13 protein-coding genes are annotated in these 15,967 nt (G+C 65.1%); 6 read left to right on the plus strand and 7 right to left on the minus strand.

The window, feature by feature from the left end; all coding sequences use genetic code 11:
• Positions 1-8: 8 nt before the first annotated feature.
• From mmsB to IWX62_RS07845, 3 genes are all read left to right on the plus strand, one after another.
• Positions 9-1,280, plus strand: a complete 1,272-nt coding sequence (gene mmsB / locus IWX62_RS07835) for a multiple monosaccharide ABC transporter permease (RefSeq protein ID WP_196840800.1) — start codon at positions 9-11, stop codon at positions 1,278-1,280.
• 54 nt (positions 1,281-1,334) lie between these two features.
• Positions 1,335-2,417: a substrate-binding domain-containing protein gene (locus IWX62_RS07840; protein WP_196840801.1), complete on the plus strand. Its 1,083-nt coding sequence runs from the start codon at positions 1,335-1,337 to the stop codon at positions 2,415-2,417.
• A 74-nt stretch (positions 2,418-2,491) separates the two neighbouring features.
• A complete protein-coding gene (locus IWX62_RS07845) occupies positions 2,492-3,580 on the plus strand; it encodes a Gfo/Idh/MocA family protein (RefSeq protein ID WP_196840802.1) in 1,089 nt (362 codons plus the stop codon).
• A gap of 89 nt (positions 3,581-3,669) precedes the next feature.
• On the opposite strand, the gene IWX62_RS07850 is transcribed toward IWX62_RS07845, so the two are convergent.
• The 3 genes from IWX62_RS07850 to purH all read right to left on the minus strand — a co-directional run bounded on the left by IWX62_RS07850 (position 3,670) and on the right by purH (position 7,222).
• Positions 3,670-4,902 carry an NADP-dependent isocitrate dehydrogenase gene (locus tag IWX62_RS07850; RefSeq protein ID WP_196840803.1) on the minus strand — a complete coding sequence of 411 codons (1,233 nt, stop codon included), beginning with the start codon at positions 4,900-4,902 and terminating at the stop codon, positions 3,670-3,672.
• Positions 4,903-5,021: 119 nt separating this feature from the next.
• Complete coding sequence (locus IWX62_RS07855; protein ID WP_196840804.1) at positions 5,022-5,579, minus strand: hypothetical protein; 558 nt, start codon at positions 5,577-5,579, stop codon at positions 5,022-5,024.
• 29 nt (positions 5,580-5,608) lie between these two features.
• Positions 5,609-7,222, minus strand: a complete 1,614-nt coding sequence (gene purH / locus IWX62_RS07860) for a bifunctional phosphoribosylaminoimidazolecarboxamide formyltransferase/IMP cyclohydrolase (protein ID WP_196840805.1) — start codon at positions 7,220-7,222, stop codon at positions 5,609-5,611.
• Between the two features lie 222 nt (positions 7,223-7,444).
• Between purH and IWX62_RS07865 the strand changes: the two genes are divergently transcribed.
• The gene (locus IWX62_RS07865; protein ID WP_196840806.1) at positions 7,445-8,803 is read left to right on the plus strand and encodes an MFS transporter; all 1,359 of its coding nucleotides are present in this window, start codon (positions 7,445-7,447) and stop codon (positions 8,801-8,803) included.
• 66 nt (positions 8,804-8,869) lie between these two features.
• Positions 8,870-11,581, plus strand: coding sequence for an alpha-amylase family glycosyl hydrolase (locus IWX62_RS07870; RefSeq protein ID WP_196840807.1), 2,712 nt, complete (start codon positions 8,870-8,872; stop codon positions 11,579-11,581).
• 4 nt (positions 11,582-11,585) lie between these two features.
• Here the strand turns inward: IWX62_RS07870 and IWX62_RS07875 are convergent, their stop codons facing one another.
• Positions 11,586-12,602: a magnesium and cobalt transport protein CorA gene (locus IWX62_RS07875; protein ID WP_196840808.1), complete on the minus strand. Its 1,017-nt coding sequence runs from the start codon at positions 12,600-12,602 to the stop codon at positions 11,586-11,588.
• A gap of 1 nt (position 12,603) precedes the next feature.
• Positions 12,604-13,173: a phosphoribosylglycinamide formyltransferase gene (gene purN / locus IWX62_RS07880; RefSeq protein WP_196840809.1), complete on the minus strand. Its 570-nt coding sequence runs from the start codon at positions 13,171-13,173 to the stop codon at positions 12,604-12,606.
• A gap of 39 nt (positions 13,174-13,212) precedes the next feature.
• Here purN and IWX62_RS07885 point away from each other — a divergent pair, with 39 nt between their 5' ends.
• The gene (locus IWX62_RS07885) at positions 13,213-13,641 is read left to right on the plus strand and encodes a hypothetical protein (RefSeq protein ID WP_196840810.1); all 429 of its coding nucleotides are present in this window, start codon (positions 13,213-13,215) and stop codon (positions 13,639-13,641) included.
• 132 nt (positions 13,642-13,773) lie between these two features.
• Here the strand turns inward: IWX62_RS07885 and IWX62_RS07890 are convergent, their stop codons facing one another.
• Complete coding sequence (locus tag IWX62_RS07890) at positions 13,774-15,069, minus strand: cell division protein PerM (protein ID WP_196840811.1); 1,296 nt, start codon at positions 15,067-15,069, stop codon at positions 13,774-13,776.
• Between the two features lie 84 nt (positions 15,070-15,153).
• Positions 15,154-15,906 carry a sulfite exporter TauE/SafE family protein gene (locus IWX62_RS07895; protein WP_333483281.1) on the minus strand — a complete coding sequence of 251 codons (753 nt, stop codon included), beginning with the start codon at positions 15,904-15,906 and terminating at the stop codon, positions 15,154-15,156.
• Positions 15,907-15,967: the final 61 nt, after the last annotated feature.

Genomic DNA, 15,967 nt, shown 5'->3' on the forward strand with positions numbered 1-15,967 from the left:
CGCACCCCATGACCTCCCTCAAACAAATCTTTGGCGGCGATACACGGCAGTTCGGGATGATCTTCGCCCTGCTCGCCCTGGTCGTCTTCTTCCAGATCACGACCGGCGGGAAGACCCTCACCTCCGGCAATATGATGAACCTCTTCAATGGCAACTCGTACATCCTGATCCTCGCGATCGGTATGGTGCTGGTAATCATTGCCGGGCACATCGACCTGTCGGTCGGATCCATTGCGGCGTTCGCCGGGATCGTCGTCGCCCTGGTAATGAGGGACTGGGACTTCCCCTGGTACCTGGGGATCGTCGTCGGGCTGCTCCTGGGCGCGCTGATTGGGGCGTGGCAAGGCTTCTGGGTGGCGTATATCGGCATTCCGGCCTTCATTGTCACCCTGGCCGGGATGCTGCTGTTCCGCGGCGCCAACCAGTTCGTCGGCCAGTCCAACACTGTCCCAGTCCCCCAGGAGTTCCGGTTTATCGGCGCCGGGTACCTGCCGGAAATCGGACCAGACCTCGGGTACAACAACCTGACCCTGCTGCTTGGGTTCGCCCTCATTGCAGCGGTGATCTACAACGAGGTCCGTACCCGCCGCCGGTTCGCCAAGATCGGTGCCGAAGCGCCCCCCGTCTGGGTCTCCGTTGTCAAAATGTCGCTCCTGTCAGCTGTCATTCTGTACGCGACCTACCTGTTCGCCACCGGCAACCCCGGCACCTCGTTCCCCGTCCCCGGGCTGATCCTCGGCGCGCTCGTCATCATCTACGGCTTCATCTCCACCAAGACCATTGTCGGCCGCCACGTGTACGCGGTCGGTGGCAACCGCCACGCCGCCAAACTGTCGGGTGTCCGCAGCCGTCGTGTCGATTTCCTCGTCATGATGAACATGTCCATCCTGGCGGCGCTGGCCGGCATGATCTTCGTGGGACGGTCCACAGCGTCAGGCCCGTTCGACGGCACCGGCTGGGAACTCGATGCCATTGCCGCAGTCTTCATTGGCGGCGCCGCTGTTACCGGCGGTGTGGGAACGGTCGTGGGGTCAGTCATTGGCGGGCTCGTCATGGCTGTCCTGAACAACGGCCTGCAACTGCTCGGGGTCGGCGCCGACCTGACGCAGATCATCAAGGGGCTCGTGTTGTTGGTCGCCGTCGCCTTCGACGTCTACAACAAGAGCCAGGGCAAGCCCTCCATCACGGGCATGATCATGAAGAATTTCGGCAACAAGGGGAAACCTGAACTGCCGACAGCCACCGAGACGGTCATTTCCAATGACGTCTCGGCCCGCTAAACCCCCAAACCAACACTTCAGCAGTTAGTTACTTAGTCCACAAAAGGAGCAGTAATGCGTAAGTACGCACGATCACTAGCGGCAATCGCCGCGATTTCAGCACTGGCCATCTCTGGTTGCGGCCGCGATGCCGGGACCGAAACCGAAGGAGAAGGCGGATTCGAGGAGGGCGCAGCGATCGGTGTTGCACTGCCCCAGAAGACGTCGGAAAACTGGGTCCTCGCTGAGGGGCTGTTCAACGATGGTCTGACCGAGGCCGGATACGACCCCGACGTTCAGTTCGCCAACGGTGGCGTTTCCGAGCAGCAGAACCAGATCAGCTCAATGATCACCAACGGCGTGGAAGTCCTGATCGTCGGGGCGATTGACGGCGCGCAGCTGGGAACCCAGCTGGCCCAGGCGAAAGAAGCCGGCATCACCGTTATCGCATATGACCGGTTGCTGACCAACACGGAAGACGTCGACTACTACGTGGCCTACGACAATTTCCAGGTTGGCGAGCTGCAGGGCCAGGCACTGCTTGACGGCATGGCTGAGCGGGGCGAAGGCCCCTACAACATTGAGCTGTTCGCCGGTTCCCCCGATGACGCCAACGCCCAGGTCTTCTTCGACGGTGCGATGAGCATCCTCGAGCCAGAGATCGAATCCGGCAACGTCGTCGTCACCTCCGGCCAGACCGAATTCAACCAGGCCGTCACCCAGGGCTGGGAAGCCGGAAACGCGCAGACCCGCATGGACACCCTGCTCACCGGTACCTACGGTTCCGAGGAACTGGACGGCGTCCTCTCCCCCAACGACACCCTGGCCCGCGCCATCCTGACCTCGGTCCAGGCCAGCGGCAAGGACCTGCCCATCGTCACCGGACAGGACTCCGAGGTTGAATCGGTTCGCTCCATCATGGCCGGCGAGCAGTACTCCACCATTAACAAGGACACCCGCGCCCTCGTCACCCACTCCATTGAAATGGTTCAGGGGCTTGGCGCAGGCGAGGAACTCGAGATCAACGATCCCGACTCCTACGACAACGGCGTCAAGGTTGTTCCCGCGTACCTGCTGGAACCACAGATCGTCACCGCAGAGAACGCTGCCGCGGCCTACGAGAACGATCCCACGCTGTCCGAGATCGTCAACGAGTAACCAGATCGTTTGAGTAGCCCGGCCCCCAGTGGGTCGGGCTACTTTTTTGTCTGCAGGCAGGCAAAGATGGGACGATGACCTCCCTTCATCCTGTGCAGCAGATCCCCCGACCACCCTGCGCCGCGCCCGGCGCCGCCGATCCGTTCGCTGCCACCGGCGACCCGCTGCGCTGGGGCGTCGTGGCCACCGGTCGCATCGCCGGCAATGTCACCCACGACATCGCTGGGCTTGAGGACAGCGTGCTGCAGGCGGTCAGCTCCCGAACGGAGGCGTCCGCCCAGGCCTTCGCTGAAGAGTTCGGATTCGCCACCAACTACCACGACGCCGACGGCGTCACCGGATACCAGCAGCTCTTCAACAATCCCGACGTCGACGTCGTCTACATTGCGACACCCCACGCCCAGCACTATGCGGTGGCCAGGGCTGCCCTCGAGTCGGGGAAGCACGTATTGTGCGAGAAGGCGTTCACCGTGAACGCGCGGGAGGCTGCGGAGCTGATCGATCTGGCCCGGGCGAACAACCTCTTCCTGATGGAGGCCCTCTGGAGCCGCTTCCTGCCGAGCGTCAACCGGGCCTGGGAGATCATCCACTCCGGTGAACTGGGCGACATCCAGTGGGTGCAGGCCGATCTTGGCTTCCCCTCCGACCACGGGCGAGACCACCGGCTGTGGGACCCGGCCGCGGGCGGCGGAGCGTTGCTCGACCTCACGGTCTACCCGCTGACCTGGGCGCTCGGGGCGCTTGGCTTCCCCTCGGCGGTGACGGCGACAGGGGTCCTGAACGACGACGGCATCGACACCCAGAACGGTCTCACCCTGACGTACCGGAGCGGGGCGCAGGCCCAGCTGACGTCGTCATTGGTGGCATCCGGCCCCGGCCAGGCCACCGTGTCAGGTTCAGCGGGCTGGTTGCGGACCGGGTCGGTGCTCCACAACCCGCGGGAGCTGACCATCCAGCCGCACCAGGGCGAGCAGCGGGTGGAAACCTTTGAGCAGGCAGGCCGCGGCTACGTCTATGAGCTGCGCGAGACGACCCGCTGCATCCAGCAGGGACTCACGGAAAGCCCCACCATGCCGTGGGCGGACACGTTGAACACCATGCGACTCCTTGACGGGGTCAGGGATCAGCTCGGGCTGCGTTACGCCAACGACGACGGCGAGTAGTCCGGGCGCGGTGGGCCAGACGCAGAGAGACCCGGCGGATTCTGCCGGGTCTCTCTGCGTCTGTCTACGCGTGCCTGTCCAAGCAGGTACTAGCTCAGGCGTGCTTTCAGGTTGTCATCGAGGGTCGCCAGGAATTCCTCGGTGGTCTGGTACGCCTGGTTGGGTCCGACGAGGGCCGCGAGGTCCTTGGTCATGTGGCCGGATTCGACGGTCTTGATGACTACGTCCTCGAGGGTTTCAGCGAACGTAATGACCTCGGGTGTGTTGTCCAGCTTGCCGCGGTGCATCAGCCCACGGGTCCAGGCAAAGATCGACGCGATCGGGTTCGTGGAGGTGGGCTTTCCCTGCTCGTGCTGGCGGAAGTGACGGGTCACGGTGCCGTGGGCAGCTTCGGCCTCGACGGTCTTGCCGTCCGGGGTCATCAGCACTGAGGTCATCAGACCCAGCGAGCCGAAGCCCTGGGCGACGGTATCGGATTGGACGTCGCCGTCGTAGTTCTTGCAGGCCCAGACGTAGCCGCCTTCCCACTTCATGGCGGAGGCCACCATGTCGTCGATCAGGCGGTGCTCGTAAGTGAGGCCGGCTGCTTCGAACTGGTCCTTGAATTCGGCGTCGAACACTTCCTGGAAGAGGTCCTTGAACTGGCCGTCGTAGGCCTTCAGGATGGTGTTCTTGGTGGACAGGTACACCGGGTATTCGCGCTGCAGGCCGTAGGCGAAGGACGCCCGGGCGAAGTCGCGGATCGACTCGTTGAAGTTGTACATGCCCATGGCCACGCCGCCCTCTTCAGGCATGGTGACGACGTCGAACTTCATGGGCTCGGAGCCGTCGGCTGGCTCGAACATCATGGTGACCTTGCCGGGGCCCGGCACCTTGAAGTTGGTGGACTTGTACTGGTCGCCGTGGGCGTGGCGGCCGATGATGATGGGCTTGTTCCAGCCCGGCACCAGGCGCGGGATGTTGGAGATGATGATCGGTTCGCGGAAGACGACGCCGCCGAGGATGTTGCGGATGGTGCCGTTGGGCGAAACCCACATCTTCTTCAGACCGAATTCTTCGACGCGGGCCTCATCGGGGGTGATCGTGGCGCATTTGACGCCGACACCGTGCTCTTTGATGGCGTTGGCGGCGTCGATGGTGACCTGGTCATCGGTGGCGTCGCGGTTCTGGATGGAGAGGTCGTAGTACTTGAGGTCGATATCCAGGTACGGGTTGATCAGGCGGTCCTTGATGAACTGCCAGATAATCCGGGTCATCTCGTCGCCGTCGAGTTCGACTACTGAACCCTTTACCTTGATTTTTGTTGCTGGCGCGTCAGCCACACGGTCTCCTTGCGATGGTGGGCCGGCAGCCTTGTGATGGACGCAGCTCGGCCCGCGATTTGTACTGGTTTTATCCTGCCCAACTATGCCACAGGCCACTATTGGTGCCCTAAATGGGGCTAGAGCGGATCCAGTCCCTCGGACGGCACAATATTTCCCCAGCGATCCATCATGGAACCGGGCGGTATGGGTTTGCCCCACCGATCGGTGGCCGGTGCTGGGCGCAACCCCCGGGTATCCGGCGCCGAGTTATGGCCGGGTGCCTGGCCGGCAGTGGGGTACGACGCCGCCTGCCCCCGGAAGGCTTTCGGCGTCAGTGCGGCGGGCAACCCTTGTATTCCGGGGCGGGTCATCCCGGGGACCTGCGGCGCCCAGGCGGGCAGGTTCAGGGGGCGCAGGTCAGCCAGATTGGGGTGTCGCACCGGATCCAGTCCGGCGTCCACCTTCGTCTGGCGCCGGCTCGCTGCGCGGAAGTTCCTGATCGCAAACACGCCGGCAATAATCCACAGGAATACCCCCGGCGTGCTGCCGAGGAACAACGTCAGGACGGCGAACAGTGCCACGGCCAGGCCAAGGAAGGCTGAGATCATCCGGGTTCCCGGTGACACTCCCCGCGCGAACGCCGAACCAATCAACGCCATCCCCGCCGCAAGGGTAAGAATCGAAGCGATCTCCATGGGCCCTGCCGCCGTCTCTGTTGGGCCGGCTAGTGAAAGAAGTGCCGGGTTCCGGTGAAGTACATGGTAATCCCTGCCGCTGTCGCCGCGTCCACCACTTCCTGGTCCCGCACCGACCCGCCCGGCTGCACCACGGCGCGTACCCCGGCGTCGAGCAGGATCTGCAGCCCGTCGGCGAAGGGGAAGAACGCGTCCGACGCCGCCACCGCACCACGCGACCGGGTGACTCCATCGCCGGCCAGGGTGTTGGCCCGTTCGACGGCGAGCTTGCAGGAATCGACCCGGTTGACCTGGCCCATGCCGACGCCCACGGCAGCTCCGCCGTCAGCAAGAAGGATGGCGTTGGATTTCGCCGCCCGGCAGGCGGTCCATGCGAACGCGAGGTCCGCGAGGGTGCGCTCATCGGCGGCTGGTCCCGCGGCGAGGGTCCAGGTTTCTGGTGCGTCGCCGTCGGCCTGAACGGTGTCGGCCAACTGCACCAGCACTCCGCCGGACACCTGCCGGATCTCCGCCGGGTCCCGACGGTAGCCCTCCGGCAGAGTCAGCAGGCGGATGTTCTTTTTGGCGGACAGGATGGCCACTGCCTCGGGATCGAAGTCGGGGGCAATGACCACCTCGGTGAAGACGTCCTTCACTGCGGTGGCCATGGCGGCGGTGACCGTCCGGTTGGCAGCGATGACACCGCCGAAGGCCGACACCGGGTCGCAGGCGTGCGCCTTGGAGTACGCGTCAGCAATCGGGTCCGCGGCGTCGGTGGCACCGACCGCGACGCCGCACGGGTTGGCGTGTTTGATGATGGCGACTGCGGGGCGGTCGAAGTCGAAGGCGGCGCGGAGGGCAGCATCGGCGTCGACGTAGTTGTTGTAGCTCATCGCCTTGCCGTGCAGCTGATCGGCCTGGGCGATGCCAGGCGTGGCACCCTGCTCCACGTACAGGGCGGCGTCCTGGTGCGGGTTTTCGCCGTAGCGCAGCACCTCGGAGCGTTCGAGTGCGATACCGGCGTAGGCCGGCCACGAATCGCCGTCGGTGGTGCCGTCACCAAACTGCGAGGCCGTCCAGGCGGCGACCGCGTTGTCATACGCGGCGGTGTGGGAGAACGCGAGCGCGGCCAGCCGGCGTCGTGCACTGAGGTCGAAACCGCCGGCGTCGGCAGCCGCCACCACGTCGCCGTACCGCGCCGGGTCCACCACGATGGCCACCGAGGGGTGGTTCTTCGCCGCGGAGCGCACCATGGCCGGTCCGCCAATGTCGATCTGCTCGACGACGTCGTCCTCCGCCGCACCGGATTTCACCGTGTCCACGAAGGGGTACAGGTTCACCACCACCAGGTCGAACGGCTCCACCTCGAGCTGCCGAAGCTGTTCGACGTGGTCTTCGCGGCGACGGTCCGCAAGAATTCCGGCGTGCACCATCGGGTGCAGTGTCTTGACCCGACCGTCGAGGCACTCCTGGAAGCCGGTCAGCTCGGACACCTCGGTGACGGGGACCCCTGCGGCGGCGATGCGCTGGGCGGTGGATCCGGTGGAGACGATGCTGACGCCGGCACGGTGCAGACCCATGGCCAGCTCCTCGAGCCCCGTCTTGTCGTACACCGAGATCAGGGCCCGGCGGATGGGAACTTGGTCGAGGTGGTTTAGGCTCACGCGGTGGCTCCAGGATTTTCGCTGCGGGTGGGGTCGTCTTCAGTCTAGGACACCGGGCCCACCCAAACCCTGGGCCGGGTCACTACCAATGACCGGGATCCGGCGTGAGAACCGTTATGGGCGCTGACCCGATGCGTTGGGTTGGTTGACGCGAAGCCCGGGTTTGGTGAAATCGATCCACGAATTTCGGGGGACGCGATGGTCCGGCGGTACAGTTTCCCCGTGAGCACCGAAACCGAACTACCCACCGGAAACCAGGTGGTGCAGGAACTGCCGTGGCGCTGGAGGGTGCAGGGGAAGATTTTCCTCATTGGCGGCCTCGGCTTTATGTTCGATGCCTGGGACGTCACCCTCAACGGGTATCTGATCCCCCTGCTGTCGGACTACTGGGACCTGGCGCCGGGCGAAGCCGCTTGGGTGGCGACGTCCAACCTGATCGGCATGGCCATCGGCGCGTTCGCGTGGGGGTCCATAGCTGACATCATCGGCCGGAAACGCGCCTTCACTCTCACCCTGCTGATCTTCTCCATCTTCACCGTGCTCGGCGCGTTTTCTCCCGACTTCATTTGGTTCTGCGTCTTCAGGTTCATGGCCGGGTTCGGGCTGGGCGGCTGCATACCGGTGGACTACGCCCTGGTGGGTGAGTTCACGCCACGAAAACACCGGGGCCGCGTGCTCACCGCGATGGACGCCTGGTGGCCGATCGGGGCTGCCCTGTGCGGGGTGGTCTCGGCCCTGCTGATGACTGCCTTCGGTGACTGGCGTTACCTCATGCTCGTCATGGTGCTGCCGGCTCTGCTGGTGTTCTGGGTCCGACGGTCGGTGCCGGAATCCCCGCTCTTCCTGGTCCAGAAGGGCCGGCGGACCGAGGCTGAGGCCGTGATCAACGACCTGGTGGACCGCACCGGTGTTCCCCGCACGGCGTGGCGACTTCCCAACCCTGCCGAAGCGCCGAAACTGTCCATCGGCTCAATCTCAGGGCAGCTCCCCGCACTGTGGCGGTTCGACTGGCGGATCACCCTCGCCGCATGGGGTCTGTTCCTGAGCATCCTCCTGGTCTACTACGGCGCGCTCACCTGGATGCCCCAGATTCTGGTGCAGGCAGGCTACAAACAGTCGGTTGCCTTCCTCACCACTGCCGGGATGACAGCGGTAGGGTTTTTCGGCGTTGTCGCCGCTGCGCTGCTGGTGGAGCGGGTGGGGCGCAAATGGATCCTCGCCGTCTCGGGGCCGCTGTCCGCCGTCGTCCTGGTGATCTTCGCCCTGACGGTCGAGCTGCCCGCGGTTGCGACCGCCTGGCTGCTGCTGTTCGGGTTCCTGATCCAGGTCGCCATCCCTGTGCTGTACACCTACGTGTCGGAGCTGTACCCCACCGAGTTGCGCGCGTCAGGATTCGGCTGGGCGTCCACAGTGTCCAGGGTAGGAGCAGGGCTGGTGCCGCTGATTTTCGGTTCGCTGCTGTGGCCCGTGTTGGGACTGCCGCTCACCTTCGCCGCGACCGGCCTACTGGTGCTGGTGGCGGTGCTGTGGATGGCATTCAACGCGCCGGAAACGCGCGGCAAGGCGTTGACGGACGGCTAGCCAAGCATTGACACCGGGTGTGACGTGACCCACGCTAAATGAGGATCAGTCAACCCGGAGGTTTATATGTTCGCCCGCCGCGCCACCGCCGTCGCCCTCGCAACTCTCCTTGCGGCGGGTACTGCCGCCGCCCCCACCCAGGCCAGGCCCGCCAGCTCAGACTCCCCCCGGGGCCTGCACTCGGTGCGCGGGCCCGTAACCGACGAGAACTTCTATTTCGTGATGGCGGACCGTTTCGCCAACGGGGATGCAGCCAACGACGACGGCGGACTCGGGTCCGATCCGATGGTGTCGGGTTTCGATCCCACCCGGAAGGGGTTTTACAATGGCGGCGACCTGGCCGGTCTGCTGGATCAGATCGACTACATCGAAGGCCTCGGCACCACGTCCATCTGGCTGACTCCAAGTTTCAAGAACAAGGCGGTCCAACCCGAGGACAACTCGGCGGGCTATCACGGGTACTGGATTACCGATTTCACCCAGATTGACCCCCACCTTGGCAGTAACGACGATCTCAAAGCGCTCATCGACGAAGCACACAGCCGAGACATGAAAGTGTATTTCGACATCATCACCAACCACACCGCTGACGTGATCGGCTATGACGAGGGCGCCCGGATGCCCTACGTCTCCAAGGATGCGGCGCCCTACACCACGGCCGACGGTGACACCTTCGATGACCGGGACTTCGCTGGCACCGGGACCTTTCCCGAGCTGGACCCGGCGTCGTCGTTTCCGTACAGCCCGGTACTCGAACCGGGCGAGGAGACGCTCAAGGTGCCGGCCTGGCTCAACGACCCGGCGCTCTATCACAACCGCGGCGACACCACCTTTGCTGGGGAGGATTCCTTCTACGGGGATTTCTTCGGCCTCGACGACCTTTTCACCGAGCACCCCACGGTGGTGGACGGTATGAAGGATATTTACCAGACGTGGATTGCCGATTTCGGCGTCGACGGCTTCCGGATCGACACCATGAAGCACGTCAACGACGAGTTCTGGCAGGAGTTCGGCCCCGATGTCTTGCAATTTGCCAACGACGAGGGCAAGGAGGAGTTCTTCATGTTCGGCGAGGTGTTCGACACCACCAAAAGCTTCACCTCCCAGTTCACCACCCGCAACAAGATGCAGTCGGTGCTGGACTTTCCGTTCCAGGAAGCGGCGCGAAATTTCGCGTCACGGGGAACTGACGCCACGGCGCTCGGGGAGTTCTTCGTCGGGGACGACTGGTACACCGACGCGGATTCGAACGCCTACTCATTGCCCACCTTCCTGGGCAACCACGACATGGGCAGGATCGGCGGCTTCATCACCGCCGACAACCCCGACGCCGGGGACGCGCAGTGGCTCGACCGTAGTGAGCTCGCCCATGAGCTGATGTATTTCTCCCGGGGCAACCCGGTGATCTACTCCGGGGATGAGCAGGGCTTCACCGGCCCGGGAGGTGACCAGGACGCGCGGCAGACCCTGTTCGCCAGCCAGGTGCCGGACTACCTGGACGACGATCTGCTGGGAACTGATGCCACACACGCCACCGACAACTTCACTACCGGGCATCCGCTCTACCAGAAGATCAGTGAACTCGCTGCGATCACCGAAAAGCACCCGGCGCTGCGCAACGGCGCCCACCAGAACCGTTACGCAGCTGAGGGCCAGGGTATCTACGCGTTCTCGCGGATCGATGCGAAACGTCAGCGCGAGTATGTGGTGGCGCTGAACAACAGCACCGAGCCGCAGACCGCGCAGATCCCCACTTATGGCGGCGATAAATCCTTCCAGAAGGTGTACGGCGACGCGGACCGCAAGGTGAAGAGTTCACGGACCGGTAGCCTGACCGTTGAGGTACCCGCGCTGTCCACGGTGGTCTACCAGTCTTCCGGGCGGATTCCCCGCTCCGACGAGGCGCCCGCCGTCGCCTTACGCGAGCCGGTGCCGGCCGCCGATGACAACGGCCGGATGGAAGTGGGAGTCGACGTCGAGGGTTCCTCGTTCTACCAGGTGAGCTTCGAGGCGCGGACGGCAAACGGAGGGTGGACACCGATCGGCACCGACGACAACGCCCCGTACCGGGTGTTCCACGACATCAGCGCCCTGGAGCCGGGCACCGAAGTGCAGTACCGGGCCGCGGTGCTGGACAACGGCGGGCATACCGCAGCCAGCTCGACCCGCACCGCGGTGGTTCCCGCTCCCAAGGTGACTATCACGTCGCCCGCCGAGGGCAGCAACGTGCAGGGCGAGGTACGCCTAAGCGCGGTGGCCGATCCCGAGAAGCCGTCCCACGTGGTCGACTTTGAGCGCAGTGTCAGCGGCGGCGACTGGCAGCTGTTGGGTTCGGATGATTCATCCCCCGCCTACACGGTGGTGGATGACCTCTCCGCGCAGGAGCTCACCGACGGCACCGAACTCAGGTACCGAGCGCTACTCGACGGGGTAGCCAGCGACATCAGAACCGTGACGGCCGGTGCGGGGCAGGTGGCTCAACCGGAGGCTGTCTCGGTTCCGGGTAGCTTCAATGCCTCGCTTGGGTGCGACGGCGACTGGCTACCGGACTGTGCCGAGGCGCAGCTCAGCCTGGATCCGGCGGATTCCCTGTGGAAACTAACAGTCGCTGATCTTCCGGCGGGATCCTACGAATTCAAGGCGGCGCTGAACCGCAGCTGGGACGAGAATTACGGCGCCGGTGGTGTCCGGGGCGGCGGCAACATGGTACTCGACCATCCGGGTGGGGCTGTGACGTTCACCTACGACCACGCGACCAAGCTGGTGACCACCGGATAGCGTGTTACAGCCAGCGGTTCCGTCTAAACGCGAGGTACAGCCCCACGCCGGTGGCGACCATCAGCACCAGGGCGAACGGGTAGCCCAAAGCCCAGTGCAATTCGGGCATCACATCGAAGTTCATGCCGTAGATGGCGGCCACCAGGGTGGGTGCGAAAAGAATCGCAGCCCAGGACGAGATCCGTTTGACCTCCTCGTTCTGGGCCAGCGACGTCTCGGTCAGACGGGTCATCTCCTCGTTCTGGCGTTGCGCCACCAGCGTTGAGTGGACAGTCAGGGCGCTCTGCAGCAGGGTGCGGAACGTGTTGACCTGTTCAATCAGCCGGATTACGTGGTCGAGGACATCGCCCAGCCGGCGGTTCACCTCAGGGTCCAGATGATATTTCTCGGAGCCACGCTGCAGGTTCTCCACCATGAACTGCAGGGGCTGGGTGGCCCGCTGGAACTCGATCACCTCGCGGTGCAGGTCGTAAATACGCCGGGAGACGCCCGGGTCGCCGCCGAAAAGCTCGTTCTCAATCTCGTCGATGTCGTTCTCTAGCCCGTTCACCACCGGCTCATACTCATCCACCACCTCGTCGAGGATCGCGTAGAGCACTGCCGCCGGCCCCACCGCGAGCAGCTCGGGGCTCTCCTCCAGCCGGTTGCGCACCTTCCCCAGATCGGGTGACTCGGCGTGCCGGACGGTGACCACGAAGTCTTCGCCGACAAACACGTGGAGCTCCCCGAACTCCACCTTCTCCTCCGCATCAAGGTAGCGGGCCGGGCGCAGCACCACAAAGAGGGTTGACCCGTAGCGCTCCAGTTTGGACCGCTGATGACCCTTCAATGCGTCTTCAACGGCCAGGTGGTGAAGGGAAAATTCGTCGGCGACGGCGGCGAGCTCGTCGTCGTCGGGCCGGTACAGACCGATCCACGCCATGCCCTCGTTGGCGCGCATGATCTCGAAGGTTTCATCGAGGGACTTCGGGTTAGGCTGCCGTTTCCCGTTAACATAGACGGCGTTGTCGATCAGCGCCATCTCAGCCCTGTTCCTGACTGAGCCGACGGAGGGTCTCGATGAGGAGCGTGCGTTCCTTCACCTTGATGCGTTCGTGGAGGGTGTCCTCGGTGTCGCCGTCGAGCACCTCGACGGCGGCCTGCGCAAGGATCGGACCGGTGTCGACGCCGGCGTCGGCGATCATCACCGTGCAACCGGTCACCTTGACCCCGTACGCGAGGGCGTCCCGCACGCCGTGGGCACCGGGGAAGCTGGGCAGCAGGGCCGGGTGGGTGTTGAGGTAGCGGTTGGGGAAGGCGTCGAGGAATCCCTGGTCGACGATTCGCATGAACCCTGAGGACACCACGTAGTCCGGGGCATAGGAGGCGACCTTCTCCGTCAGGGCGGCGTTCCAGTCGGCGCGCTGGTCGAATGACGCGAAGTCCACCACGAATCCGTCGATCCCGGCCGCGGTGGAGCGCTCCACCCCGTAGGTGCCGGGACGGTCGGCCCCGACGGCGGCGATAGTGAGGTCAAGGGTGCCGGTGTTGACCGCGTCGATGACGGCCTGAAGGTTGGATCCGGTACCGGAAACCAGGACTACGATGCGCATGGGTCAACCATAGGCTGCGCTCTACCCTAGGGTTAAACCATGACCGAAAGCCCCCGCCCCGCCAAGCCAGCTCCGCCCACTCCCGGGTCCCCCGAGGAACAAGAGCTGGCCCGGACGCGCAGCTACTTCAGGTGGTTCCTGCTGGCGATGCTCGGCGCCGTCCTGACCGGCACACTCCCCCTGCCATGGAAGGTCCTCGGCTTGGTGTTCGGGCTGGCCGCACTCGTGCTGGGAATCTTCGCCCTGGTGCGGGCGGTACGGGACAAGCTCCCGGGGCTGCTCCGCATCACCACGGTAATCGGGCTCGTCGCCACAGCGTTCCTGGTCATCGGGACCGGCGCCCAAGTGGCGCTCTGGCCGGTGACCGTCGACTACGAGGAGTGCATGAGCACCGCTCTGACCAACGCCGCGCAGAGCGCCTGCCAAGACGAGCTCAGCAACCTGGGCGGCCTGCTCCCGGGCTCCTGAGCGGCACCGCAGGCAGGTGGCGGCTCCTGTGCTTCCCCCGAGGAAAGTGGCGGCGGTGCACGTGAGTGGTTGCCCCACCACTTGGCTGCGGCTCGGCCACTTCCCTGCTGAGCAACGCCACATTTCTGCGCCTTAGCTACTCTTTCGGCGGCCTTCCCGCTCCAGCAGCGGCCCCGCCGCGTAGCCGACGATGACGCCGACGGCCACCTCCGCGGCAATCAGGAGTGCCACCCACAACGGGTCGGGCCCCAGATCGACCAGCCGGCCCAGGCCCAGGGACGCGCGGGACACCCAGGCAACCACCCCGGCAGCGACGCCGGCGGTCACCCCGATCAGCACAGCGGCGGCCAGCGTGGACACGCTGGCCGTAAACCACCGCGCATCCATCTTCGTCTCCAGCCACTCATCGAGGTGGTTCTCGCCTTCCCTGAAGAACCACCAACCGGCCAGCAGGCCCGCCAGGACGGGTATGGCCAGTGCCGCCAGCCCGTACTCAAGGGTGCCCGGCGGCACCGCGCCCAGGACCGGCAGGGCAGGCAGCGGCCCGGCGCTGGTGGTCAGCGGGGTGATGGCGCTGCCGGACCCGAGTGCGAACCCGGCGCCGGACGCCCAGGCGAGGGTCCACACCACCAGGTTGGGGAGGAAGCCCAGCTGGGCGAGAGTCAGCGCGCTTCCACCGACAATTCCTGCGTCGAGGCGCTGGTACACGGCCGCCATCTCCGCCCAGCGCAGCCCGAAGGTCACCGCCAGCAGCAGCGCCGACAACCCGAGCGACACGATCAACGCCACAAAACCGGCCCGGACACCCGACCAGGCATACGATCCGGCCCAGCGGGAGTGCTGGCTGGTCTTCGCGAGCCAGGCAGCGCGGTCGACGCCGATCAGCCGGCTCCATTCGCCGGCCTCCCGGTACGCACCGATCACCAGCCCCAGTCCCGCCGAGAGCAGGGGGATCAGCGCACCGGCGGCCAACGGGGCTGTTGCCTCCGCAGTAGCGCAAAGGTAGGCGACGCCGGCACCGATGACGGCGTAGCTGCCGAGCGCCCCGAGGAGTGCCTGCCACAACTGGTCGGAGTACGACGCGCGGGCCAGGCGGCGGCCCGCCCGCCAGGCCAGCAGAAAGGGAATGAGGGTGAGCCCCAGCGGCACCAGGGAGAGAATTCCGGTTGTTCCCACCCCGTCCGGGTCGGCCGAAGCGAAGGTCACCTCCAGCGGCACTCCGTGGATCAGGAGCCAGGCCTGCCCGCCCAGCTGCAGCATCGCGGTGGCCGTGCGATCAGCGAATCCGCCCGCTACCCAGACAGCGGCGAGGGGGACCAGGATCAGCAGCCCGGAGATCACTGCTGACTGTGCCAGTTCGAATACACCCTGCAGCCACAGGGGCATGGGCAGGGCGCGCCGGCCGGGCATACGGAGTGGAAGTTTCATCTCCTCCATGGTGCCACCGGCAGCAGCCTCCACCGTTCAGCGACGCGGTGCAACCACCCCGATGAAGGGCACCCGCAGCATCGGTCAGACGAGAAGATCCAGCAATCCCTTGACCAGCGCGGCGCCGGCGCCGAGGAAAGCGATCACAATCACAAAGAAGCGGGCATGGTCGTCCTTGATGAACCGGGAGAGCTTCTCGCCAGTGAAAATTCCGCTCACGATCACGACGCCGATCGCAGCCCACATCCACCATTGCAGGGCGGGAGCGTCAGTGGGATCGAGGCTGAGCTTGACCGCCAGGGTGACCAGGCCAATCACCACGAAGAACGGCTGCAGGGTGGCAGCAAACGGCCGTTGCGGCCAGCGGGACAGCATGGCGTACGCGCTGACCGCCGGGCCGCCGACGCCGGCCATGGAGTTGGTCAGTCCAGCAGTGAACCCCGCGATGGCCTTCGGAGTATTGCCGCGCACCACCACCGACGAACGCTGCAGCACCAGTGACACCGACAGCGCCACCAGGACGACGCCACCCACCGTCACCGACAGGGGCGCGGACGGCAGCATCACCGCAGCGATGGACCCGGGAATCGACCCAAAAACCGAGGGGATCACCATCCACCGGAACATGCTCCAGTCAATGTCCTTCCAAACCCGCCCAACAATCAGGGTGGAGGACACCACCCCGCAGATGTTCACCAACACCACGCCCTCGTGCGGGCCCAGCAGGATGACCAGGAACGGCGCGATCAGGAGGGCGAAACCCAGCCCCGCAATCCGCTGCGCAATGGCGCCGAGCAGGATGGAGAAGAGGACGATGAGGAAGATGCCGGTGGTCACAGATGACACAGTACGCCTGGGCAACTGTTTTCTGGCTTTCCGTGACAGGCGCCCCAGCACC

The organism is Arthrobacter sp. CAN_A1 (assembly GCF_015751665.1).
Classification (GTDB): Bacteria; Actinomycetota; Actinomycetes; order Actinomycetales; family Micrococcaceae; genus Arthrobacter_D.